This is a genomic window from Streptomyces sp. NPDC050264 (genome assembly GCF_040655895.1).
Lineage (GTDB): Bacteria > Actinomycetota > Actinomycetes > Streptomycetales > Streptomycetaceae > Streptomyces.
The window spans coordinates 561,681-585,401 of the sequence record NZ_JBFAKV010000001.1 but is presented as its reverse complement, the minus strand read 5'-3'; the positions used below and the strand labels follow the sequence as shown (position 1 = coordinate 585,401).

At 70.4% G+C, this 23,721-nt stretch carries 20 protein-coding genes and 1 pseudogene; 8 read left to right on the top strand and 13 right to left on the bottom strand.

What is annotated here, in order from left to right; all coding sequences use genetic code 11:
- Nucleotides 1-64: 64 nt before the first annotated feature.
- Together AB0J02_RS02630 and pepN are read right to left on the bottom strand one after the other, a co-directional pair.
- Nucleotides 65-1,132, bottom strand: a complete 1,068-nt coding sequence (locus AB0J02_RS02630; protein WP_363191669.1) for a hypothetical protein — start codon at nt 1,130-1,132, stop codon at nt 65-67.
- A gap of 203 nt (nt 1,133-1,335) precedes the next feature.
- The gene (gene pepN / locus AB0J02_RS02625; protein ID WP_363191668.1) at nt 1,336-3,915 is read right to left on the bottom strand and encodes an aminopeptidase N; all 2,580 of its coding nucleotides are present in this window, start codon (nt 3,913-3,915) and stop codon (nt 1,336-1,338) included.
- Between the two features lie 167 nt (nt 3,916-4,082).
- On the opposite strand from pepN, the gene AB0J02_RS02620 reads away from it, so the two are divergent.
- Nucleotides 4,083-4,724: a DsbA family protein gene (locus AB0J02_RS02620; protein ID WP_363191667.1), complete on the top strand. Its 642-nt coding sequence runs from the start codon at nt 4,083-4,085 to the stop codon at nt 4,722-4,724.
- Between the two features lie 6 nt (nt 4,725-4,730).
- Here AB0J02_RS02620 and AB0J02_RS02615 read toward each other — a convergent pair whose 3' ends face one another.
- The 5 genes from AB0J02_RS02615 to AB0J02_RS02595 all read right to left on the bottom strand — a co-directional run bounded on the left by AB0J02_RS02615 (nt 4,731) and on the right by AB0J02_RS02595 (nt 9,125).
- Nucleotides 4,731-4,943 (bottom strand): hypothetical protein, encoded by a 213-nt coding sequence (locus AB0J02_RS02615; RefSeq protein WP_363191666.1) that lies wholly within the window; start codon nt 4,941-4,943, stop codon nt 4,731-4,733.
- Nucleotides 4,944-4,959: 16 nt separating this feature from the next.
- Nucleotides 4,960-5,172, bottom strand: a complete 213-nt coding sequence (locus tag AB0J02_RS02610) for a hypothetical protein (protein WP_363191665.1) — start codon at nt 5,170-5,172, stop codon at nt 4,960-4,962.
- Between the two features lie 141 nt (nt 5,173-5,313).
- Nucleotides 5,314-5,964 (bottom strand): superoxide dismutase, encoded by a 651-nt coding sequence (locus tag AB0J02_RS02605; RefSeq protein ID WP_363191664.1) that lies wholly within the window; start codon nt 5,962-5,964, stop codon nt 5,314-5,316.
- A gap of 199 nt (nt 5,965-6,163) precedes the next feature.
- Entirely contained in the window at nt 6,164-7,585 is a 1,422-nt protein-coding gene (locus AB0J02_RS02600) for an amino acid permease (RefSeq protein ID WP_363191663.1), read from the bottom strand.
- Nucleotides 7,586-7,742: 157 nt separating this feature from the next.
- The gene (locus AB0J02_RS02595; RefSeq protein ID WP_363191662.1) at nt 7,743-9,125 is read right to left on the bottom strand and encodes an amino acid permease; all 1,383 of its coding nucleotides are present in this window, start codon (nt 9,123-9,125) and stop codon (nt 7,743-7,745) included.
- A 285-nt stretch (nt 9,126-9,410) separates the two neighbouring features.
- Between AB0J02_RS02595 and AB0J02_RS02590 the strand changes: the two genes are divergently transcribed.
- Nucleotides 9,411-9,998, top strand: a complete 588-nt coding sequence (locus tag AB0J02_RS02590) for a biotin transporter BioY (protein ID WP_363191661.1) — start codon at nt 9,411-9,413, stop codon at nt 9,996-9,998.
- A gap of 4 nt (nt 9,999-10,002) precedes the next feature.
- Here AB0J02_RS02590 and AB0J02_RS02585 read toward each other — a convergent pair whose 3' ends face one another.
- On the bottom strand, nt 10,003-11,424 hold the full coding sequence (locus tag AB0J02_RS02585) for an FAD-binding protein (protein ID WP_363191659.1): 1,422 nt from the start codon (nt 11,422-11,424) through the stop codon (nt 10,003-10,005).
- 56 nt (nt 11,425-11,480) lie between these two features.
- Nucleotides 11,481-12,251, bottom strand: coding sequence for a hypothetical protein (locus AB0J02_RS02580; RefSeq protein WP_363191658.1), 771 nt, complete (start codon nt 12,249-12,251; stop codon nt 11,481-11,483).
- 173 nt (nt 12,252-12,424) lie between these two features.
- Between AB0J02_RS02580 and AB0J02_RS02575 the strand changes: the two genes are divergently transcribed.
- A complete protein-coding gene (locus tag AB0J02_RS02575) occupies nt 12,425-14,065 on the top strand; it encodes a serine/threonine-protein kinase (protein ID WP_363191657.1) in 1,641 nt (546 codons plus the stop codon).
- 53 nt (nt 14,066-14,118) lie between these two features.
- Here AB0J02_RS02575 and AB0J02_RS02570 read toward each other — a convergent pair whose 3' ends face one another.
- Nucleotides 14,119-15,558, bottom strand: coding sequence for an amino acid permease (locus tag AB0J02_RS02570; protein ID WP_363191656.1), 1,440 nt, complete (start codon nt 15,556-15,558; stop codon nt 14,119-14,121).
- A gap of 175 nt (nt 15,559-15,733) precedes the next feature.
- Between AB0J02_RS02570 and AB0J02_RS02565 the strand changes: the two genes are divergently transcribed.
- Nucleotides 15,734-16,216: a ribose-5-phosphate isomerase gene (locus AB0J02_RS02565; protein WP_363191655.1), complete on the top strand. Its 483-nt coding sequence runs from the start codon at nt 15,734-15,736 to the stop codon at nt 16,214-16,216.
- A gap of 93 nt (nt 16,217-16,309) precedes the next feature.
- Nucleotides 16,310-17,125, top strand: a complete 816-nt coding sequence (locus AB0J02_RS02560) for a DNA-formamidopyrimidine glycosylase family protein (RefSeq protein ID WP_363191654.1) — start codon at nt 16,310-16,312, stop codon at nt 17,123-17,125.
- Here AB0J02_RS02560 and AB0J02_RS02555 read toward each other — a convergent pair.
- Complete coding sequence (locus tag AB0J02_RS02555) at nt 17,122-18,351, bottom strand: GNAT family N-acetyltransferase (RefSeq protein WP_363191653.1); 1,230 nt, start codon at nt 18,349-18,351, stop codon at nt 17,122-17,124. The two genes, AB0J02_RS02560 and AB0J02_RS02555, sit on opposite strands and share 4 nt — an antisense overlap.
- Nucleotides 18,352-18,491: 140 nt before the next feature.
- On the opposite strand from AB0J02_RS02555, the gene AB0J02_RS02550 reads away from it, so the two are divergent.
- Entirely contained in the window at nt 18,492-19,664 is a 1,173-nt protein-coding gene (locus AB0J02_RS02550) for a PP2C family protein-serine/threonine phosphatase (protein WP_363191652.1), read from the top strand.
- Between the two features lie 103 nt (nt 19,665-19,767).
- On the opposite strand, the gene AB0J02_RS02545 is transcribed toward AB0J02_RS02550, so the two are convergent.
- The gene (locus AB0J02_RS02545) at nt 19,768-20,946 is read right to left on the bottom strand and encodes a cation:proton antiporter (protein ID WP_363191651.1); all 1,179 of its coding nucleotides are present in this window, start codon (nt 20,944-20,946) and stop codon (nt 19,768-19,770) included.
- Between the two features lie 270 nt (nt 20,947-21,216).
- Between AB0J02_RS02545 and AB0J02_RS02540 the strand changes: the two are divergent.
- Nucleotides 21,217-21,408: pseudogene (locus AB0J02_RS02540) on the top strand (ABC transporter ATP-binding protein); the annotation flags it as partial.
- A gap of 272 nt (nt 21,409-21,680) precedes the next feature.
- Nucleotides 21,681-22,121 (top strand): HD domain-containing protein, encoded by a 441-nt coding sequence (locus tag AB0J02_RS02535; protein ID WP_363191650.1) that lies wholly within the window; start codon nt 21,681-21,683, stop codon nt 22,119-22,121.
- Here the strand turns inward: AB0J02_RS02535 and AB0J02_RS02530 are convergent.
- On the bottom strand, nt 22,118-23,296 hold the full coding sequence (locus tag AB0J02_RS02530; RefSeq protein ID WP_363191648.1) for an acyltransferase family protein: 1,179 nt from the start codon (nt 23,294-23,296) through the stop codon (nt 22,118-22,120). The two genes, AB0J02_RS02535 and AB0J02_RS02530, sit on opposite strands and share 4 nt — an antisense overlap.
- Between the last annotated feature and the right edge of the window lie 425 nt (nt 23,297-23,721).

The following is a 23,721-nucleotide window of genomic DNA, read 5'->3' as shown; positions in this document are numbered from 1 at the left end:
GAAGGGGCGGGCCCCCGTCAGGCCCCGCCCCTTCACTCCCCTCCTGGCCACCGCCCCGGTGTCGTTACCGGGGCAGCACCACGACGTACGCCGCCGGATCCCGGTCGCCGGCGGCCATCAGCGCGGTGCGCACCACGGTGGCCTGCTGGTCGAGGGAGTCGCGCAGTTTCTTCGGCGTGATGTGCACGACGGTGATCCCGAGCCGTTCCAGGTGCTCGCGCTTACGGGCGTACTCGCTCCACAGGGCGTCCTCGTCCTGGCGCGGCGCCCGGGTGTCCAGCTCCACGGCCACCGCGTGGTCGGGCCAGAACGCGTCCACGCCCCCGAGGTGCGGGCCGCCGGGCAGCCGCAGGTCCACGTTCCACAGCGGGTCCGGCAGCCCGAGTTCACGCACCATCGCGTACAGCCGGTCCTCGGCGATCGCCCGCCCCTCCGCGAGCAGCGAGTCCACGGCGTCCACCACGTGCGGCCGGGTGAGCAGCCGCGCCTGCGTCAACTCCCGCACCACGGAACCCGGTTCGCAGTACCCGCCGCGCACGGCCTCGGTCAGCAGCCGGCGTACGGTGCCCGCGTCCGACAGCTGCGCGACCGCGTCCGCGAGGGCCCGCGCCACCGGAGCGACGGGAACTCCCCTCAGCTGTACGGGAGCCGGCATGCCCGACGTGCGGACGAGCCGGGCGAAGTCGGTGGACCGCAGGCGCCGGGTGCGCGGCACGAGGACGTCGACGTGGTCGAGGGTGAGCAGCGGGGGAGCGGAGACGAACCCGTGCAGGGTCAGCGCCGCGAGTCCGGTGACCATGGCGTCGGCGTACGGCACGACGGCCGCGCCGTGCGCCTCGCCGGGGGCGGGCTGCGAGGGCACGCCGTCCGCCGGGCGGCGCCGGTCCTGCGCCCGGCCGGCGTACGACAGCACGGCGTGCAGCCGCTCTTCGCCGGTCGGCGGCCCCGGGTGGAGCAGGTACACCCCCGGCAGGAGCTGCTGCCAGGGGCCGCCGGCCCTGCACTGCTCGGAGATCGCGGAGGCGGTGACCCCGTGGGCCTTCAGCTGCGCGCCGCTCATCACGCGCCGCTGGGTCTCGACGAGGTGGCGCAGGGGGCGGGGGGAGAGGGGAGCCGGGGTGTTGTGGTTCATGACCCGGGCATTCCCGCCCGGATCGCCCCCGCTAACCGCTGTTACAGTCCCGTCGACATAACCGGACAAGTTCGCCCTAAAGTCCGGCCGTTCGACTGCCGAAAAGACCAGGCGGCAGACGGGTTACGGCCAGTCATACCCACATTCGGTAACACCTGTCGCGCGGCGCCGGGCTTCGTCAACCCGGCGCCGCACCAGTGTGATCAACCGGCCGCGGCCTCGTCACAGGCCTGCGCGCGCAGCGCCCGCGCCAGATCGTCGCGCGCCTCCAGGACCAGCCGCCGCAGCGCGGGCGCCGCCCCCTCGTGCCCGGAGAGCCACGCGTCGGCCTGCTCCAGCGTCGCGGTCGAGTCCTGCAGTGAGGGGAAGAGACCCCGCACCACGTCCATCCCGATCTGGATCGACCGCTCGTCCCACACCCGCTCGATCACCGCGAAGTACTTCTGCGCGTACGGCTCCGTGAGTGCGCGCTGGGACGGCTGCTGGAACCCGGCGATGACCGCCTCCACCAGCGCGTTCGACAGCGCGTCGGACTCCACGACCTGCGCCCACGCCTGCGCCTTCACGGCCCCCGAGGGGCGCGCCGCCAGGCACCGCACCTGGTGCCGCTTGCCGGACGCGGTGTCGTCCCGCGCCAGCTCCGCACCGAGCACGGCCTCGTCCGCGGCGCCGTACGTCGAGAGCGTGTCCAGGAACGACCAGCGCAGCTCCTGGTCGATCTCCAGGCCGTCGATCTTCGCGCTGCCCGCGAGCAGCCCCTGCAGCAACTGCAGATCGGCCGCTTCGGACGCGACGGACGTGAAGAACCGCGCCCACGTCAGCTGGTGCTGGCTGCCGGGCTCGGCGTTGCGCAGCTCCCGCAGCGCGCCCCCGGCGAGGAGCCGCCCGCCCTCCTCGCGCCACTGCGGCGCCGCGTAGTGCGCGAGCGCGGACTGCGCCCAGGAGTGCAGCATCTGCAGCACGCCGATGTCCGACTCGCGCCCCGCGAACCGCAGCACCAGGCCGACGAAGTCCCGGGCCGGCATGAGCGCGTCCCGCGTCAGGTTCCACAGCGCGGACCAGCACAGGGCGCGGGCCAGCGGGTCGGAGATGTCGCCGAGCCGCTCGCGCAGCGCGGAGAGGGAGTTCTCGTCGAAGCGGATCTTGCAGTACGTGAGGTCGTCGTCGTTGACGAGTACCAGCTCCGGCGCCTCGGCCCCGGCCAGCTCACCGACGACGCTGCGCGGCCCGTCCACGTCGACCTCGGCGCGCGCGTACCGTTCAAGGGTGCCCTCGGGCGTACGCCGGTACAGGCCGACCGCGACGCGATGGGGCCGCAGCTCGGGGTGCGACTCGGCGGCCTCCTGGATCACGGCCAGCTCGGTGATCCGCCCCTCGCTGTTCAGAATGACCTGCGGCGTGAGGGAGTTGACGCCGGCCGTCTGCAGCCAGGACCGCGACCAGGACGCCATGTCGCGGCCGCTGGTCTCCTCCAGGACCGACAGCAGATCGCCGAGGCGCGTGTTGCCGTACGCGTGCCGCTTGAAGTAGCGCCGCGCGCCTTCGAGGAACGCGTCCCGGCCGACGTAGGCGACGAGCTGCTTGAGCACGCTCGCGCCCTTGGCGTACGTGATGCCGTCGAAGTTGAGCTTCGCGTCCTCCAGGTCCCGGATGTCGGCGGTCACCGGGTGGGTGCTCGGCAGCTGGTCGGCCCGGTACGCCCACGCCTTGCGGTTGTTGGCGAAGGTGATCCAGCCGTTGCTGAACCGGGTCGCCTCCACCATCGAGAACGACCCCATGAAGTCCGCGAAGGACTCCTTCAGCCACAGGTCGTCCCACCACTGCATGGTGACGAGGTCGCCGAACCACATGTGGGCCATCTCGTGCAGGATCACGTTGGCCCGGCGCTCGTACGACGCCTGCGTGACCTTGCCGCGGAAGATGAACTCCTCGCGGAAGGTGACCATGCCCGGGTTCTCCATGGCGCCGAGGTTGTACTCGGGCACGAACGCCTGGTCGTACTTGCCGAAGGGGTACGGGTAGTCGAAGTGCTCGTGGAAGAAGTCGAGCCCCTGCTTGGTGACGAGGAAGACGTCGTCGGCGTCGAAGTACGGGGCGAGACCCTTGCGGCACATGGCGCCCAGCGGCACGACGAGCTTGGAGCCGTCCTCCAGAACGCGCTCGTAGGAGTCGGTCACGTAGTGGTACGGGCCCGCCACGACGGCGGTGATGTACGTCGAGATCGGCTTGGTCTCCGCGAACTGCCAGACCCCGTCGACGAGTTCACCGACACCGTTCGACCAGACCGTCCACCCCTCCGGCGCCTGCGCGCTGAACCGGTACGGCGCCTTCAGGTCCGGCTGCTCGAAGTTGGCGAAGACGCGCCGCGCGTCGGCGGGCTCGTACTGCGTGTACAGGTAGACCTCGCCGTCCTCCGGGTCGACGAAGCGGTGCATGCCCTCGCCCGTACGCGAGTACGCGCACCGGGCGTCGACGATCAGCTCGTTCTCCTCGGCCAGGCCCTCGACGCGGATGCGGCTGCCGTCGAACACGGCGGCCGGGTCGAGGTCCTCGCCGTTCAGCGAGACGGCCGTCACCGACGGCGCGATCAGATCGACGAACGTGGCCGCACCCGGCTCGTTCGCCCGGAACCGGATCGTGGTCACGGAGCGGAAGGTGCGCGGCCCCTCGCCGTCCGCCTCGCCGACCGCCGAGCGCAGGTCGAGCGCCACCTCGTACCCGTCGACGGACAGCAGACCCGCCCGCTCGCGGGCCTCGTCGCGGGACAGATTCTCTCCGGGCACGGCGGCACTCCTTCGTGACGTTCTCATGTGGCCTGTCCAGGCCCTTGTGGGGCCGTTCGAACGCCTACGATCCTCGCACGCGCCCCTCATCGCGGACATCCGGGAATGCGCCCGCCGAGGGTCGCGTTGCCGCAGGCACGACCACTTCGTGACTTCCGAGGAGAGCAATGTCCACTGTGGACGAGAAGACCCCCGTCGACTTCTGGTTCGACCCGCTCTGCCCCTGGGCCTGGATGACGTCGCGCTGGGTCCTGGAGGTCGAGAAGGTCCGTGACATCAAGGTCCGCTGGCACCTGATGAGCCTCGCCGTCCTGAACGAGCCGCGCCTCGACGAGCTCCCCGAGGAGTACCAGGAGATGATGCGGACCAAGGCCTGGGGCCCGGTCCGTGTCGTCATCGCCGCGCAGCAGGAGCACGGCGCGGAGGTGCTCGGTGACCTGTACACGGCGCTCGGCACCCGGATCCACAACCGCGGCGAGGGCCCCACGAAGGAGGCCGTCGCCGGTGCCCTGGAGGAGGCCGGCCTCCCGGCGTCCCTCCTCGACCACTGGGACAAGACGCCCTACGAGGCCGAGCTGCGCGCCTCCCACAAGGAGGGCATCGACCTGGTCGGCCAGGACGTCGGCACCCCGGTCATCGCGGTCCCCGGCGCGGACGGCAACCAGATCGCCTTCTTCGGCCCGGTGGTCACCCCGGCCCCCAAGGGCGACGAGGCCGCCAAGCTCTGGGACGGCACGCTGCTCGTCGCCTCGGTCCCGGGTTTCTACGAGATCAAGCGCACCCGCACCCAGGGCCCGATCTTCGACTGAGTCCGGCTAGGTGAGCTTGCGGGGCCCGTCGAAGGGTGACTTGTTGAAGCCCGTGCGCAGCGTCCCGCAGGTTCCGTCGTTGCCGTCGCAGGTCCAGAACTCCCCGGGGTGCTTGACCCCGCCGTCGTCCTTGAGCCGGCGCTGCTCGCTCTTGGTCAGCCGACGGTGCGGTTCGTCCTCGTTGCAGGTCTCGCACCACATGGTCCGGGTTCCGGCCACGGGGACCTCCTGGATGTCAGCGTAGGTGTTCGGGCAGGTCCAGTCCTTCGCTCGCGTTGTGGTACCGCTGCACCCGCAGGCATCCGTCGTTGGTGCAGCGCCGGTACCGGTCGACGACGTCCGGGCCCTTCTGGCTCGCGACGTACTCGCGCTCGTCCGGTTCGAGTTCACGGAACAAGTGGTAGCCCCGCCCGCAGTTGCGGCAGAACCTGTCCTTGGCGTCGGCCATACCAGCACGGTCCACCGGAACCGCGCATACCGACAGACCCCGCGAGTCACGTCCTCGCGGGGTCTGTCGTTTTCGGCCGCCACCCGCGTGAAGGTTGAGAAGACGATCACGAGGCGGGGCGTATGGGGGCCGCGCGGCCCGTCAGGGCGCGAGCAGCAGAGCGTTCACGCGCTCCTTCGCGGCCGCGTACCGCTTCGACACGTCCTGCCAGTTGACGACCTGCCACATGGCTTCGATGAAGTCGACCTTCTGGTTCTTGTACTGCAGATAGAAGGCGTGCTCCCAGGCGTCGAAGACCAGGATCGGGGTCGAGCCCTGACCGACGTTGCCCTGGTGGTCGTAGACCTGCTCGACGATGAGGCGGTTGCTGAGCGGCTCGTAGGCGAGCACGCCCCAGCCCGAACCCTGCGTCGTCGCCGAGGCCTTGGTCAGCTGCGCCTTGAACTTGGCGAAGGAGCCGAACGACTCGGTGATCGCGTCCGCCAGGTCACCGACCCCGTCCGCGGCCAGCGGCTCGCCGCCGCCACCGTCCTTGGGGCTGTTCATGTTGTGCCAGTAGATGCTGTGCAGGATGTGCCCGGAGAGGTGGAAGGCCAGGTTCTTCTCCAGGCCGTTGATGGCGCCCCACGTCTCCTTGTCGCGCGCCTCCTCCAGCTGCTCCAGGGTGTCGTTCGCGCCCTTCACGTAAGCCGCGTGGTGCTTGTCGTGGTGCAGCTCGACGATCTGCGGGTTGATGACCGGCTCGAGCGCCGCGTAGTCGTACGGGAGTTCCGGGAGTGTGTAGATCGCCATGTCCGTCCGTGCCCTCCGGCTGCAAGATGCTGATGCAGAGCTTATTGCAATCAATGTGCAACTGCAGGCTAACAGCAGGAGTGCCGGGAAGTTGATCAGCCCTTCGACCTGGGTCCGGTGCCGGAACACGAAGGAACCCCGGGCCGGTCGGACCGGCCCGGGGTTCCTCGGGGACTCTGGGGTTTCTTCGGGGAGCGGGCTACTTCTTCGCGGCGGCCCTCTGACGGACGTAGCCGACGCTCGCGAGGATCACGGTCAGACCGCCCGCGTAATAGAGCTGCTCGCGGGTGCTCTCCTCGCGGGCCATCAGGACGAAGACGACCGCCATGCCGGCGAGCGCCACCCACGTCACGTACGGGTAGGCCCACATCTTCACGACGAGCTTCTCCGGCGCCTCGCGCTCCAGCCTGCGCCGCAGGATCAGCTGCGACGCGGCGATGAAGAACCAGACGACGAGGATGAGCGCGCCGATCGTCTTCAGCAGCCACTGGAAGATGTCGTCGGGGCGCCAGTAGCTGAGCAGCACGCAGACGAACCCGAACACCGCGGACAGCAGGACCGCGATGCGCGGCACCCCGCCGTGGATCTTCCCGATGACCTTGGGGCCCTGACCGCGCGCGACCAGCGAGCCGGCCATGCGGGACGCGCCGTAGATGTTGGCGTTCATCGCCGAGAGCAGCGCGACGAAGACCACGATCTTCATGATGGCGCCGGCGGCCGGCAGGTCCAGGTATTCGAGGGTGGCGACGTAGGACCCCTTGTCCGGGTCCACGAGGGCCTTGTCGGACCAGGGGATGAGCGCGACGACCACGACCATGGAACCGACGTAGAAGAGCGCGATCCGCCACATCGCCGTCCGCACGGCCTTCGCGACGCCCTGGACCGGGTGCTCGGACTCGGCCGCGGCGATGGTGACGGTCTCCAGACCGCCGTACGCGAAGACGGAGGCGAGCAGTCCGGCGATCAGCCCCTCGGTCCCGTTCGGCATGAAACCGCCGTGGCCGGTGAGGTTGGCGGTGCCCGGCGCGTCGTTGCCGAGCAGCCCCGCGATCGCCAGGACGCCGATGACCAGGAACGCGACGATCGCGGCGACCTTCAGCGTCGCGAACCAGAACTCGAACTCGCCGAAGTTCTTCACGGCCGAGACGTTGGTGCCGGTGAACACGAGCATGAACAGCGCGACCCAGAGCCACTCCGGCACACCGGGAACCCAGCCGTGCGCGATCTGTGCCGCGCCGATCCCCTCCAGGCCCACCGCCACACAGAGCAGGAACCAGAACGACCACCCCGCCGTGAACCCGGCCCAGGGCCCGATCGCCCGCTCGGAGTGCACGGAGAAGGAGCCGGAGGCGGGGTACGCGGCCGCCATCTCGCCCAGCATCCGCATCACGAGCATCACGAGGGCGCCCGAGATCGCGTAGGCGAGGATGATCGACGGGCCGGCGGCCGCGATGGCGGTGCCGGAGCCGACGAAGAGGCCGGCGCCGATCACACCGCCGAGCGCGATCATGGAAAGGTGCCGCTGCTTGAGGCCGGGCGAGAGCGACGACGCGTCGGCCGGCTGGTCGCCGGACGGTGCGTCCGCACCCTCTGCGGTTGGCTGCGCGGACGTCCGAGACATGGAAATGCCCTGTTCAGTAGCCGAGACGGGGAAGAGCGTAAGACTTCTGTAAAACGGCCACAGTCTGGGCGGGCACCCCGCGCACAGGGAATACGTTTCCGCTATACGGACACGACGCTCACACCCCGCGACGGACAGGTCGACGTAACGTGAACGTTCAGACACGCCGTGCGCGCAGCTCGCGCACACCCGCCACGGCGAGGACCGCGACCGTCGCCCCGGCCGACCACAGCAACTGCGGCCGCGCCGTGTCGTCGGTCAGCATCAGCCCGAACACCACGGCCATCGCGGCGAGCGCGGCCCAGGTCAGCCACGGGAACGCCCACATCCTCAGCACCAGCCGATCGGGCGCCTCGGCCTCCAGGCGGCGCCGCAGCCGCAGCTGGGACGCCGCGATCAGCGCCCACACGAACAGCAGCACGGCGCCGACCGAGTTGAGCATGTAGAGGAAGACCGTGTCCGGCCACTGCAGATTGAGCAGTACGGAGACGAAGCCGAAGGCCACCGACGCCAGCACCGCCCGGCGCGGCACCCCGCCGCTCACCTCGAGCAGCGCCCTGGGCGCCTCGTCGCGCTCGGCCAGCGAGAAGATCATGCGGGACGAGCCGTAGAGGTTGGCGTTCAGAGCCGAGAGCAGCGCCACGAAGACGACGATGTTCATGATCTGCCCCGCCGACGGGACACCGATGGAGTCGAGGACGGTGACGTACGGGCTGATGCCCGCCTTCTGCGCCGTCCAGGGCAGCACCGTCACGATGACCAGCATGGAACCGACGTAGAAGAACAGGATCCGGAACACCGCGCTGCGCACGGCCCGTGCCACCGAGCGCACCGGGTCCTCGGACTCGGCCGCCGCGATGGTGACGACCTCCAGACCGCCGAAGGCGAAGATCACCGCGAGGACTCCGGAGACGACGCCCTGCCAGCCGTGCGGCAGGAACCCGCCGTCGCCCGTGAGATGGGTGAGGCCCACGGGATCCCCGGAAAAATTGGACGCGGCGGGCAGCACCCCGAAGATCGCCAGCGTGCCGAGCACCAGGAACGCGATGATCGCGCAGACCTTGAGCGTCGCGAACCAGAACTCGAACTCGCCGAAGTTGCGTACGGACGCCAGGTTCGTCGCGGTGAACACCACCATGAACAGCAGCACCCACGCCCACTGCGGCACCCCCGGCACCCAGCCGTTCGCGATCTGCGCGGCGCCCGTCGCCTCCACGGCCAGCACCACCACCAGCAGGAACCAGTACAGCCAGCCCACGCTGAACCCGGCCCACCGCCCCAGCGCCCGCTCCGCGTGCACCGAGAACGAGCCGGACGCGGGCATCGCCGCCGACATCTCGCCCAGCATCCGCATCACGCACATCGCGAGCGCGCCCGCGATCAGGTACGACACGACGATCCCGGGCCCGGCGACCGCGATCCCGGCCCCCGACCCGACGAACAGGCCGGCGCCGATGACACCGCCGAGGCCGAGCATGGTCAGGTGGCGCTGCTTGAGCCCGCCCGAGAGGGGAGCGTCGGAGGTGACGTCGTCGTGCATGAGGTGATCGGCCGGCTCTCGGGCTCACAAGGGGATTGGCGGGAACCTACAGTCTCCCCGCCGGGCGCCCCTCACCGCAAAATGGCCCCTGACTGCCCGTGTCGTCAGTGACGAGCATCACCCCGGCCGAGGTGTACGGGTGTTTCTTTGTACGGAGTCCACCAACACCCGGCCCGAGCCTTTGTCGACCGGCGACCGTGATCGGCTCAACTCCCCTGGGATAGCGTCACGTAGTCCCACCTTGCCCGCCCGCCCCCAAGGCGCCTCTCAGAACGCGGAGTCCCCATGAGCACCGCCACCGCCACCGCAGCAGTCGCCCGCCCGGGCAAGGTCCTGGCCGACCTCATCCCCGCCTCCCGCACCAAGGACATCGCGCTGGTCGTCGGCGGCGCCGCCCTCACCGGTATCGCCGCGCAGATAGCGATCCCCGTGCCGGGCTCGCCGGTGCCGGTCACCGGGCAGACCTTCGCCGCGCTCCTCGTCGGCACCGCGCTCGGCGCCCGCCGCGGCTTCCTCTCGATCGCCCTGTACGCGCTCGCGGGCATGGCCGGTATGCCGTGGTTCGCCGAGGGCGGCTCCGGATACTCCATGCCGTCGTTCGGCTACGTGCTCGGCATGCTGCTCGCCGCGACCGTCGTGGGCTCCCTCGCCCGCCGCGGCGGCGACCGCTCGGCGCTGCGCACCGCGGGCACGATGCTGCTCGGCGAGGCGATCATCTACGCGATCGGCGTCCCGTACCTGGCGCTCTCCACCGGCATGAGCCTGACGGCCGCGATCGCCGCCGGCCTCACCCCGTTCCTGATCGGCGACGCCCTGAAGGCGGCCCTGGCGATGGGCGCGCTGCCCACCGCATGGAAGTTCGCCAACAAGTAAGCAGTCACCGCACGTTGTAGTTCCTCCGGAAGAGGTTCGCCGGGTCGTACGCGGCCTTCAGATCGGCGAGCCTCTTTCGCGTACCGGCGTCGTACAGCCCTTCCGTACGGTCCCCGCCGCCGAAGGCGAAGTTGAGGGAGCGCCCGACGGTGTCCGGCTCGACGGCGCCGAACGCCCGCGCCTGATGGGCCCGCGCGGCGTCCTTGCCGGACCCGTCGAGCGGCGACAGGATCCGCACCAGCCAGCCCGCGTCCCGGTAGGGCACCGCGTTCGGCGCGGGTCGCGACAGGGCGCCGCCCAGGTGGTTGAGCTGGACCACGTGCATCGCGTCGGCCGCGGGCCCGCACAGGGCGAACAGTTCGGCGACGGCGGCGACGTCCAGATCGGCGCCCCGTTCACCACCCCCTTCACCGACTCGCCCGCCGAGGAACACGCTGTCCCCGTAGTACGCGTGCGGGAAGTCCGGGTCGTTGTGGATCGTGTGGCTCTCGCCGTAGGGCATCTCGCGCAGGGTGTCCGTGACGGCGGGCCCGAGCGCCGCCCGCAGCGGCGCCACCAGCCGCTCGCCCTCCTCGGCGGTGCCGGTGAACGCGACCCGCACCGAGACCACGTACTGCCCGCGCAGATGCGGCGGCAGCATCGGCAGGTCCGGGTGGACGAGCGCGGCGAGCGAGGAGGTGAGGGTGGGCGGCACGGTCGCCGTCCACTCCGCGTACGCGCGCAGGATGTCCGCCGGGTCGGTGGCGCGCCCGTCGTGGGCGAGGAAGCCCCCGAACAGCCGGGTCACCGGCACCAGGCCGACCTCCAGCGCGGTCACCACACCGAGGTTGGCGCCGCCGCCGAGCAGGCCCCAGAAGAGTTCCGGGTCGCTGTCGGCGGTGACGTGCCGGGCCGCGCCGTCGGCGGTCACCACGTCGACGGCCCGTACATGATCGGCGGTGTAGCCGAACTCCCTTGCCAGGATGCCGAGTCCGCCGCCCAGGATGTAGCCGACGGCGCCCACGCCCGGCGCCGACCCGTTGAGCGGGGCGAGGCCGTGCTCCGCGGCCGCCCGCGCGACATCGCCCCAGCGGGCGCCCGCGCCGACCCGGACGGTGCCGGCCGCCGCGTCCACGGTGACCTCGCCCATCCGGCGCGTACTGATGAGGACCCCGCCCTCGGCGTCGCCCGGCAGGCCGTGGCCGGTGGACTGGACGCCGACCGGGAGCCGCCCGGCCGCCGCGTGCCGCACGGCGGCCACCACGTCGTCCGCGCCGGCCGCCGCGAAGATCACGTCGGGCCGGTGGACGAACCCGGTCTGGAATCCGGCGAGTTCGTCGTCGTAGCCGGTGTCGCCCGGCCGGAACACGAGAGCGGAGCCGGTGCCGGGCGCGGCCCCGCTCTCGGAGGACCGGCCGCCGGAGGAGCTGTCGTCATGCGTCGTCATGGCACGTACTGTGCCCGCATAACCTGACAGGCGCCGTCAGCTTTTCCGGCGCTCCTTCAGCGTGCCGAGACCGGCTTCCGTGTCGCCCACCACAGGCCGGCCCCACCGGCGGCGAGCAGCGCGGCACCCGTCGCGCCGAGCGGCAGCACGTCCTCCCTGGGGCCGGTCGACGGCAGGGTCTCCTGGCCGCTGCCGCCCTTGTCACCGCTCTTGTCGCCGCCCTGGTCCCCGGCCGGAGCGGCGGGCTTGTTCTCGGTGCCGAGCAGCAGCGGTGTCACGGGCGCGTTGGGCGAGGGACTCGTCGTGCCGAACGGTACGGGCCCCTGCTGCCAGAAAGTCTTCTTGCCGTCCGCGCTCGTCACCGGCAGACAGACCTTTCCGGTCTTCGCGAGATCGAACGTCGCGGAAACCTGATAGTTCTTGGACTTTCCGGGTGCGAGATTGTCGATCGCGCAGCTGAATCCGCTGTTCGAACCCTTCGGCAGCTTCGCCTCGGTGATCGCCGAACAGCCCGGCACATCCTTGATCACCATTCCGTCGAAACCGACGACGAGCAGGTTGGCCTTGCCGCTGTCCTTGGTGCCCTTGTTGCTGAGACCGGCGACGAGATTCTTCGTCTCCTTGGTCGAATTGTCGACCGAGATCTTCTCGGAAAGACCCGTGGTCAGTTTCACGCCCGCGGGTGCCGTGTCCACGGCCTTGCCGCCCTCGCTGCTCACCGGACCGGGCCCGTCGTCCGCGACAGCGGCGAAAGGCAGGATCAGTACCGTCGAGATCGTCGCGGTAAGCAGTGAACCGGCAATTTTGACGTGACGCCTTGAACTCATGTTCGTCCCCCTAGGTCTTTCCTGAGCTTCCCCAACTGCGTCCGAATTCGCAGTACTTGAAGAGGTACCACAAGATTTCTCCGCACTATGCTGGGACGGCGCGAAGTGTCACTTATGTGTTTCGGGGGTGCAGTCGATTGCCAGGAAATGCGAGTGGAGGCGTCAGGGGACTGGTGGTGGCAGCGCGCTACCGCCTGGACGAACACATAGGCCAGGGCGGCATGGGGCGCGTGTGGCGCGCGGTGGACGAGATGCTGGACCGGCCCGTCGCCGTCAAGGAGATGCGCATCGACGGGCTCGACCCCGAGGACGCCCGCACCCGCCGCGAGCGCACCCTGCGCGAGGCCCGCGCGACGGCCCGCATCGACCATCCCAACGTGGTGCGCGTGTACGACGTGGTGGACGAGGGCGAACGCCTGTGGATCGTCATGGAACTGGTCGACGGCCGCTCCCTGGAGCAGGTCCTCGCCGAGGACGGCCCGCTGAGCGTGGACGCGGTCGCGGAGATCGGCCGGGGGCTCGCCGAGGCGCTGCGCCCGGTGCACGGCGGCGGCGTCCTGCACCGTGACATCAAGCCGGGCAACGTCATGCTCGAACGGGCCGGGCGGCGCCGCGTCATGCTCACCGACTTCGGTATCGCGGCGATCCAGGACACCACGGCGCTCACCATGGTCGGCATGCTCGTCGGCTCGCCCGACTACATGGCGCCCGAGCGGATCTCGGGCCGCCCGCAGGGCCCGCCCTCCGACCTGTGGTCCCTGGGGACGACCCTGTGCGCGGCGCTCGGCGGCAGCTCCCCGTTCAGCCGCGACACCACCCTCGCGACCCTGCACGCCGTTCTGTACGAGGAGCCGCGGCTGCCGCCCGAGGCGGGCAGGCTGGGCCCGCTCCTCACCGGCCTCCTGGCGAAGGAGCCGGAGGACCGCCCCGACCTGGACGCGATCCTGGAAGCCCTCGACCCGCCGGCACCGGATCCGGTCCCGGTCGCGCCCCCGGAGCCGTACCGCAGGACTCCTACGCTCGACATCGGCCTGCGCCGTCCGGTCGAGCCGCCGCCGCAGCAGCCTCCGCCCCGGTCCGGGATACCGGACAGGGCCCCGGCACACAAGGCCCCGACAGAGCCGGCGACGCCGCTCGGGAAGGAAGACCTGCGCCCGCCCGTTCCGCCGCCCGGCCCGCGGCCGAAGCGCCGCCGCGTCACGCTGCTCGCCGCCGGGGGAGTGCTGGCAGCGGGCATCGCCGCGGCCCTCGTCCTCACCCTCCCGGGCGACGGCCCGTCCGGCGGCGACCAACAGGCGGCGGGGGCCTCGACGGCCACGACCCGCCCGCCCACGGTCGAGGGCACCTCACGTCCGCCGACGGCCTCCCCGTCGCTGCCGCCCGGTGCGCGCCGCGAGGCGGGGTACGCCTGGGTGCCGCCGAAGGGCTGGGAGCGGGTGGTGAAGACGGCGTCCGAGGTGCACTACACGTCCCCGGACGGCACACAGGAACTGGTGGCCCAGTCGGCGCTGGCGAAGGACGACCTCCTGGCGACCTGGCAGAAGGCGGAACGCGACGCCCACCAGGGCCAGGACTACGAGAAGATCCGCCTGAACCGCACGACCTTCCGGGGCCGTCCCGCGGTGGTCTGGGAGTACCTCTTCACCCTCAAGGGAGAGCGCTGGCACGCGGAACTGCTCGGCTTCGAGCAGGGCTCGCAGTCCTACCAGATAGGCACCTGGTACCAGCCGCAGGTGGAGGCGCGGGCGCGTAAGACGTACGAGCAGGTGAAGAGCACGTTCACGGTACTGACCGGCAGCCCCTCCGGCCGTTGAGGAGCGGGGCCCGGGGCAGAGCCCCGGACCTCGGCCACCACAGGCGTGGACGGTCAGCGAGTTGACCGCTGCACCCGTTCCCGTACGAACGAGATCCCGACCACGACCACAGCCACCAGCAGGGAAAGCAGCACCTGCTCCCGTCCGGCGTCATCCGTCAGCATGTAGACGAGCACGAACGAGATCATCGCGATCGTCGCCCACGTCAGGTAAGGGAAGAGCCACATCTTCACGACGAGCTTCTCCGGCTGCTCGCGCAGGATGATGCCGCGCATCTTCAACTGCGTGAAGCAGATGACGAGCCACACGAACAGGGCGACCGCACCGGAGGAGTTGAGCAGGAAGTTGAAGACCGTGTCCGGCCACTGGTAGTTGAACCACACGGCGAGGAACCCGAAGACGACGGAGCCGAGGATCGCGGTCCGCGGCACACCCCGCGAGGTGGTCTTCGCGAACGCCTTCGGCGCGTCCCCGCGCTGCCCGAGCGAGAAGGCCATCCGGGAGGCGGTGTAGAGCCCGGAGTTCAGACACGACAGGACGGCCGTCAGCACGATGACGTCCATGACCTGCCCGGCGTGCGGGATGCCTATCGAGTTGAGGGCGGCGACGTACGAGCCGTCCTTCAGGATCGAGGCGTCGTCCCACGGCAGCAGCGTCAGGACGACGAAGATCGAGCCGAGGTAGAAGATGCCGATGCGCCAGATCACCGAGTTGGTGGCGCGGGTGACGGCCTTCTGCGGGTCCTCGGACTCACCGGCGGCGAGCGTGACGATCTCGCTGCCCATGAAGGAGAAGACGACCATCAGCACACCGGTCAGGATCGCGCCGGGCCCCTTGGGGAAGAAGCCGCCGGAATCCGTCAGATGCGCGAACCCGCTGCCCGGGTTGTCCGAGCCCGGCAGCACGCCGAAGACGGCGAGCAGGCCGATGATCACGAACGCGCCGATGGCGACGACCTTGATCCCCGCGAACCAGAACTCGAACTCGCCGTAACTGCCGACTGCCGCCAGGTTCACGACGGTGAGCACGATCATCACGATCAGTGCCCAGCCCCACTGCGGAACGCCCGGCACCCAGCCGTTCAGGATCTTGGCCCCCGCGGTCGCCTCCACGGCGAGCACCACGACCCAGAAGAACCAGTACAGCCAGCCGATGGAGAAACCGGCCCAGCGCCCGAGCGCCTGATCGGCGTAGGCGGAGAAGGATCCGGAGGTCGGCCGGGCCGCCGCCATCTCGCCCAGCATCCGCATCACGAGGACGACCATCGCGCCGACGAGGGCGTACGAGATCAGGATGGCCGGGCCCGCCGCGGCGATACCGGAGCCGGAGCCGACGAAGAGGCCGGCGCCGATCACACCGCCGATGGCGATCATGGACAGATGCCGGTTCTTCAGCCCGGCTTTCAGGCCGTCGCCACCGTCTGCTCCGCCGCCCGGCCCTTCGGGGCCGCCGGGCGGAGTCTCTTCCGTCGCAAGGGATGACTGCGAAGTCATGAACGGATCCTTAGGTTCTCGGGGTACGAGCCCTGGCATTCAAAGCGCAGAAAGGTGCGGGGCGGAAGACCTGACTCCGGATTGTTGTCTTCGTTACGTGCGTCCCACTTCCGGATGACCATGGTTCCGCCCCCGGTCGCGGCTACCCGGCCCGAGGCGTGCCACACTCGGACCCATGCGCGTGTACCTCGGCTCGGATCATGCCGGCTACGAACTCAAGAACCACCTGGTCGAATGGCTCACGGCCCATGGCCACGAGCCCGTCGACTGCGGACCCCACATCTACGACGCCCTGGACGACTACCCCCCGTTCTGCCTCCGCGCCGCGGAGAAGACGGCGGCGGACCCGGACTCCCTGGGCATCGTGATCGGCGGCTCCGGCAACGGTGAGCAGATCGCCGCGAACAAGGTCAAGGGCGTCCGTGCGGCCCTCGCCTGGAGCGAGCAGACCGCGGCGCTCGGCCGCGAGCACAACAACGCGAACGTGATCTCCATCGGCGGCCGCATGCACAGCGAGGAGGACGCGACGAAGTTCGTCGAGATCTTCCTGAGCACCCCGTACTCGAACGAGGAGCGCCACCAGCGCCGCATCGACATGCTGGCGCACTACGAGGAGACGGGCGAGCTCCCGGCGATCCCGGACCACCACCCCGAATGAGCCCCTCACACGATTGAGGAGCGGGGTCCGGGGCAGAGCCCCGTGCCCCGCGCCGCAAGCGCCTCATTCGTGCCCGCCCCGAGAGGAAGAGCCGTGCCCGAGGGCCACACGATCCACCGCCTGGCCCAGGACCACGCCGAGCGTTTCGCGGGACGGAAAACCCAGGTCAGCAGCCCGCAGGGCAAGTTCTCCGACGCGGCCGAACTACTGACCGGCCAAGAACTCATCGGCACGGAAGCGCACGGCAAACACCTCTTCCTCCAGCTCGGAGCCTCCTGGATCCACATCCACCTGGGACTCTTCGGCAAGTACACCCTCGGCGAGACCCCGGCCCCGCCCCCGACCGACACGGTCCGCCTGCGCCTGCGCAACGACACGTACTACTCGGACCTGCGCGGCCCCACGACCTGCGCCCTGATCACGGACCCCGAGAAGCAGGCGATACACGACCGCCTCGGCCCGGACCCGCTGCGCCCCGACGCCGACCCGGCCAGGGCGTACGCGCGCATCAGCCGCAGCCGTACGACGATCGCCGCGCTCCTCATGGACCAGAAGGTCATCGCCGGCGTCGGCAACGTCTACCGGGCCGAGGTCCTCTTCCGTCACGGCATCGACCCGTACACCCCGGGCAAGAACCTCACCCAGGCCCAACTCGCCGCGATCTGGGACGACTTGGTGGCGCTGATGCGCGAGGGCGTCCGCCACAACCGCATCGACACGGTCCGCCCCGAGCACACCCCCGAGGCGATGAGCCGCCCGCCGCGCGTGGACGACCACGGCGGCGAGGTCTACGTCTACCGCCGCGCGCTCCAGCCCTGCCACCTGTGCGGCACCGGGATCCGCACGGCGGAGCTGGCCGCCCGCAACCTCTTCTGGTGCCCGGCCTGCCAGCCCCCGGGCGCCTACTAGAACCCGTGCTGCAGCCACGGCGCGACCGGCGACCCGAACGCCACCGCCGCCTCCGCGAGCGCCCCCTGCCGCAGTTCGCGCACCCGCCCCGCCCCGGCCAGCTCGGCCAGTGACGTGTCGCCGAGATAGGCCGCGCCCAACTCCCGTACGGACAGGGCGAGATCGGCGGGCTCCGTGGTCCGTTCGCACGACGCGCCCTTCGCGTCGCCGGAGAGCCGCCAACGACCCTGATTCCAGGGGCAGAAGACGTCCTCGACCTCGAACACGACGTCCACGGGCGTGAGATACGTACGCGCTTCGAGGGCGGCCCCCACCTCCACCAGACGTACGTGCATCGAGTCCCGCACGCGCACCCCGCAGCGACGGATGTCGGAGACCATCGACAGCACCGGATCGTCCACGGGGCGGTTGCGCACCTCCACCGTCGACGTCAGGTCGATGTCGCAGAGGAACCGCCACAGCGCCCCGTACGCCGCCGGGTCGAGCGCGGTGACCTCCTGCGCCTGGATGCGGCCGTGCGGCACCGCCCACTCCGACTCAGGCTTGTTGTGGAACCGGGCGAAGCCGACCGTCTCCCCACCCCGCTCGGCGACGACGCACTGCAGCGGCGACGCCCCGCCGCGCCCCTCCGGCGGGTCGAGCAGCGGCAGCCGCTCCCAGCCGGGCCCGCGCGCGAGCATGCCGGGCCGCGTGCCGATCAGGCGCAGGTACACGGCCTCGCACCGCTCGGCCGCCTCCGCCGGGTCCACGAACCGCAGCCGCACGTCGTCCGCCCCGGCCGGGACGTCGATCCGTACCCGCGAGGAGTCGATGCTCAGGTACGCCTGCCGGCTCCCGATGCCGTAGCCGAACCGCCCGTAGATCGCCGGCTCGGACGCGGTCAGCACCGCGAGCGGCTCGCCCCAGGCCCGTACGTCGTCGAGCTGGCGGCGCATCATCGACGTGAGGATGCCGCGCCTGCGATGCGTCGCCGCGACGCTCACCATGGTCACGCCCGCGGCGTCCACGAACGCGCCGCCGGGCACCGAGACCCGGAACGAGAAGGCACCCGCGGTGCCCACGCACTCCTCGCCCTCCCACACCCCGACCGAGCGGTCGACCTCCGTCAGGTCCTTCCACAACCGCTGCTCCTGCGGCGACTCGGGCACCCCGCCGAAGGCCACCTCGAGCCTGGCGTACCAGCGCTCCCATTCGTCCTGGCACAGCACGCGCACGTCGCTCGTCATATGCCATCCCTACCAGGGCAACCGGGACAGGAGCGAGCGAATTTACCGGCCGGCGAAGCGACGCGCGGGGGGCCCGAAAAGGGGGACAAGTGGGACCACCCGTGCACAGGCCCAGGCCCGATGGATAAGGTCCACGAGCAATGGCGGTACGACGAGAGCGGCGCGCGCGAGAGCAGCGCTCGGCAGCAGAGACGTTTCCGGCTCGGATGAGAATGCGTGTGCACCGGGTCCGCACAGCCGTGCGCAAATCCGGGGTGGACTACTTCCGCGGCGACGGCTCGGACTGGATCGCGCTCGTCGGACTGCTGCTCACGGTCCCGCTGATCACCTGTTTCACGATCCTGAACCCGGTCTGGTGCACGCCCACCGTCCTCGTCCTGCCGATCGTCGCGGGCGGCCTGGTGCTGCGCCCGGCCAGCCTGCTCGGCCTGTACGCGGCCGCCGCCGCGGCGCTGATCGTGGAGTCCGTACAGCTCGGCCCCTACTCGCAGCGCGCGGCCGGCGTCACCCCCGGCACCGTCCTCACGGTCGCGGCCTGCGGCTTCTTCGGCCTGCTCATAGCGCAGTTCCGCAGCCGCGTCGGGGTGCCCTGGCGGCGCGGCGGCACGATGCTCTTCGACCTGCGCGAGCGGATCCGTACGCAGAGCAGGCTGCCGAAGCTGCCGTCGGGCTGGCACCGCGAGATGGCGCTGCGCCCGGCCGGCGGCCAGTCGTTCTCCGGCGACTTCGTGGTCGCGGCCCGCACGAACCACGGCCGCACGCTCGAAGTCGTCCTCACCGACGTGTCGGGCAAGGGCATGGACGCGGCCTCGCGCGCCCTGCTCCTGGCAGGAGCGTTCAGCGGCCTCCTCGGCTCGCTCCCGCCGCACGCCTTCCTGCCCGCCGCCAACGGTTACCTCCTGCGCCAGGACTGGGACGAGGGCTTCGCGACCTCCATCCACCTCGTCCTCGACCTGGAGTCCGGCGACTACGAGCTCTACTCGGCCGGCCACCCGCCGGGCCTCCAGCTCAGCGCCGGCACCGGCCGCTGGGAGGAGAAGGCCGCCGAGGGCCCGCTCCTCGGCGTCTACGACGGCGCCGACTTCGACGCCACGAAGGGCACGCTGCGCCCCGGCGATGTCCTGATGCTCTTCACCGACGGCCTGGTGGAGACCTCCGAACGGGACATCTCCGAAGGGATCGACCGGCTGACGGGGGAGGCCGACCGCTATGTACAGGGCGGCTTCCACGGGGCGGCGTGGCACCTCATCGAAGCGGTGGCCAAAGACGTCAACGACGACAGGGCACTGCTCCTGCTCTGCCGCGACGCGTAACCCGCCCGCCCGCCGCAGGGGATCCCACCAGCGCCGGGCGCGACTCTCGTCGTGGCTGGGCGCGCACCCGGCATCGAGATCCCACCCCCACGGCGGGAAGCCGTCACACCCCGGCCCCCACCCGCTCAGGCTCGGGTTCCCGCGCGGCAGCGCCCGGCAAGATGCGGGCCAACCAGGCGGAGCGCCCCGCCGCCAGCGGCCCGAGCACCGCCAACACCAGCACATACCCCGCGATAAAGGGCGACAGGCGTTGGTCCAGGCCCGCGCCGGCGGCCATCGTGGCCAGGATCAACGCGAACTCACCCCGCGCAAGCAGCGTCGTGGAGATGTTCGCGGCGGGCCCGGGCCCGAACCCGTACACCCGGGCCGCACCGAGCCCCGCCAGCACATTCATCACCAGCGTCACCGCGACGGCGGCGAGCACGGGCCAGACCACACTCGGCAGGTCCCCGGGGTCGATCGACAGCCCGAACGCGAAGAAGAAGATGGCGCCGAAGGCATCCCGCAACGGATGGACGAGCTTGCGGATCCGCTCGCCGGACGTGGTCGAGCCGAGCATCAGACCGACCATGAACGCGCCGATGGCGTCGGCGACCCCGAACCACTCCGAGACCCCGGCCACGAACACCGCGGCGCCGAGGAACGAGATCACCAGAAGCTCGTCGTCCTTGGTGTTGAACAGCTTGCCGACGACCTTCGTGCCGTACCGCGCCGCGAGCGCGAGCAGCAGCAGGAAGCCGAACGCCTTGCCGCCGTCCATGACCGCGGCCGCCAGTGAGTCGGCACCGGAGAGGATCGGCTGCAGCGCCGCCAGATAGAGCGCGAGGAAGATGTCCTCGACCACGATGATGCCGAGGATCGGCCTGGTCTCGGGGTTGCCGAGCCGCCCGGTGTCCACGAGCACCTTGGTGACGATGGCCGACGAGGAGATCCCGAGCACCCCGGCGAGGACCAGAGCTTCGGAGGTGCCCCAGCCGAGGGCGAATCCGAAACCGAGGCCGGCGCCGACGTTCAGGACGAGGTAGGTCGCTCCGGCGACGGCCATCTTGCGGCCGCCGGCCTTGAGGTCGTCCAGATGGAATTCGAGGCCGAGGTAGAAGAGCAGCAGCACCAGGCCGAGCGCGGAGAGCATCTCCAGGTCGTGCGGGTCGGCGACGAGCACGATGCCGGGTGTGTGCGGGCCGAGGAGGATCCCGGCCAGGATGAACAGGGGGATGGTGGGGAGTCCGATGCGCCCGCCGAGGCGGGCGAGGACGGCGGCGGCGAGAAAGGCGCCACCCATGGCGATCAAGGTGTCTGCGTGTCCGATGGGCCCGTTCCTCCTTGGTATGGGGTGGTACGCGGAACCACTTTTGGCAAAGGGAGCGTCAAGAAAGCGTCAATAGTTAGCTTACCAAAGGAGTGCTGGAGGCTTCGGGGAAGCGTCGGCCGTGGGTTCTCCCCACCCTTGATCCGCCAGCCGCCCTCACGGTCGCCGGGCCCTCGGAATCCGTACGTCCGATGCGTCGAGCACGTCGATCACAACGACCCGCGACGTACGAAGGGCGGACCCATGGGCGTGCGCAAGAAGCGGCGGCATGAGCCGAGCGAGGGCCTCGTCGCCGCGCCCGCCGGGAACCGGGCCGTCGAACTCCGCGGCGTGCGCCGCAGTTACGGCCGCGGAAGCTCCGCCGTCCACGCCCTGCGCGGCATCGAACTCGCCCTGCCCAGGGGCACGTTCACCGCCGTGATGGGCCCTTCCGGCTCCGAGGCCCTCGGCACGTCGGGACACCCCGGCCGGATCGACGCCATCGCCGTGCTCCCGAAGGACGGCTCCACCGCCGACACCCTCAAGTCCCAAGTGGCACACGCCCTTTCGGGTACGCCCACGGTCCGGGTGCACACGGGGGACGACCGCGTCGAGGGCCCGTACGTCCCGCCGGGGCGGCCCTGGTCCTCGGCCTCGCGGCGACGGCCCTCCCCGCACGTCGCGCGATGAGGGGAGCACCGTAGAAGACCTGCGTCTAGGGTCGCCCCATGATGACGCTGCGGGAGATCGAGGCCCTGGCCCGCCGGGCCCACGCCGGCCAGCAGGACAAGGCCGGGCGGCCCTACGCCGAGCACCTCGGCGCCGTGGCCGGAGGTGTCGAGTCGCGAGGCGGTACCGAGGAGCAGGTGGCGGCGGCGTGGCTGCACGACGCCGTGGAGGACGACGCCCTCACCGAGGAATGGCTGGCGGAGGCCGCGCTGACGGAGGAGACCAAGGCGATAGTCCGGGCCCTGACGAAGCAGCCGGGCGAGCCCCCGCAGGCGTACGCGTCCCGCATCCTGTCGACGCCCGGCGCCCTGCTGGTCAAGGAAGCGGACCTGGCCCACAACGCGGACCCGGCCCGCCTGGCGGTCCTCGACGAATTGACGCGGGCCCGCCTGACCCGGAAGTACGCGACGATGCGCGCACTTCTGGGTCTGGGCTCCTAGCCCTGGTTGCGCGCCCGGGCCAGCTGGGCGGCGTCCTTCTTGAAGGCCCACTCCATCTTCGGCTCCATGGCGAAGCGGAAGACGCGCCGCACGGGCGGCGTGCACAGCACGGTCACGACCGCGGCGGCGATGACCGTGACGGCGACCTGGCCGTACGGCTCGTGCACCCAGTCCGCGTCGAACCAGCCCCAGAACCGGGACCCCTTCGCGAGGAACCCGTGCAGCAGGTACCCGTACAGGGTTCCGGCGCCGAGCACCGTGAACCACATCTTGCGCCGCGGCACCCACGCGAAGAAGCACGCGGTGAGCACGAGCGAGCAGCCGAGCAGGGCGAGCGTCATGACGACACCGGCCCACCACGGGGCGCCCAGCTCCTGCGCGCTGTCGCGGTGGTAGAACCACGCGGAGGTCATCCGCGGAGCGGCCCAGTACGCCAGCACGAGCGCGCACGCCGCGATCGGCACGGACAGGATCCGCACCTCGCGCCGCCGCACCAGCTGGAAGTGCTCCGGTTTCATGAACAGGCCGAGCACGAAGAAGGGGAGGAACTGCAGCACGCGCTGCAGGTCGAGGTCGTCACCGATGTCGGGCGAGACCGACGCGAGCACGGCGATGGCCAGGGCGACCGGGACCGGCCAGCGGATGACCTTCCACAGGGGAGTGGTGAGCCGCCACACGAACAGCGCGACCAGGAACCAGGTCAGGAACCACGGGTCGAGCAGGCTGAACGGATAGTCGGGGTCGTCCCCGGCGGTCCGCTTGAAGAGCGTGTACGCGACCTCGAAGAGGACGTACGGCACGGCGACGCCGGTGATCAGGCGCCTGAGCCGGTCCGGCCGCATGTCGAAGCTGCGCGAGAAGTAGCCGGAAATGATGATGAACGCCGGCATGTGGAACGTGTAGACGATCATGTACAGCGCTTCGGCGGTACGGCTGCCGTCCGTCAGGGGTTCCCAGGAATGACCCATCGCGACGAACACGATGGCCAGGTACTTGGCGTTGTCGAAGAACGCGTCCCGCTGCTTGGGTCTGGCGGCGCCGGCCGGAGCGGGGGCCGGTGCGGATGCGGGGGGAGCGGAAGCGGGGGACGGGGCGGAAGTGGTTCCGGGGGACGTGACCGCGGCTGCGGGCAGCGGGGCGCTGTGTGAGCCGTGGGGGTACAGCGAGTTGGTCACAGGCCCTCCCACCAGGAGCTCGGGGAGACGATCCGGGACCGCACTGCGCCGGCGGGGGTCATGGCAGTGTGGAACATCTGAGGCACCCTAGTGGGGCCTGTGCGATTTCGTAAAACCCTCAACTCGAATCCTCCTTATCGGCCCCGGATACCCCGGATTCGAAGAAGTCATCATCACGTCGTATGACATCGAGCCATTGCCGATCTGTCCGTTATCGCGCGGCTAATCCCTCTTAAAGGGCGCATAACACCCTCGGGTCGGCTCGCATCGGCTGTCCGGTTGGTCCGTAATTGTCACACCGCATTGGATGCGACTGCGAGGGCCGCTATTCAGCCGCCGATTCCTACGGATTTCCTGTGCGCGCGACAGGGGGAAAATGCGGGAAAAGCGGGAGTGGTATGCGAAGGGCACGTGTGGGCCGCATG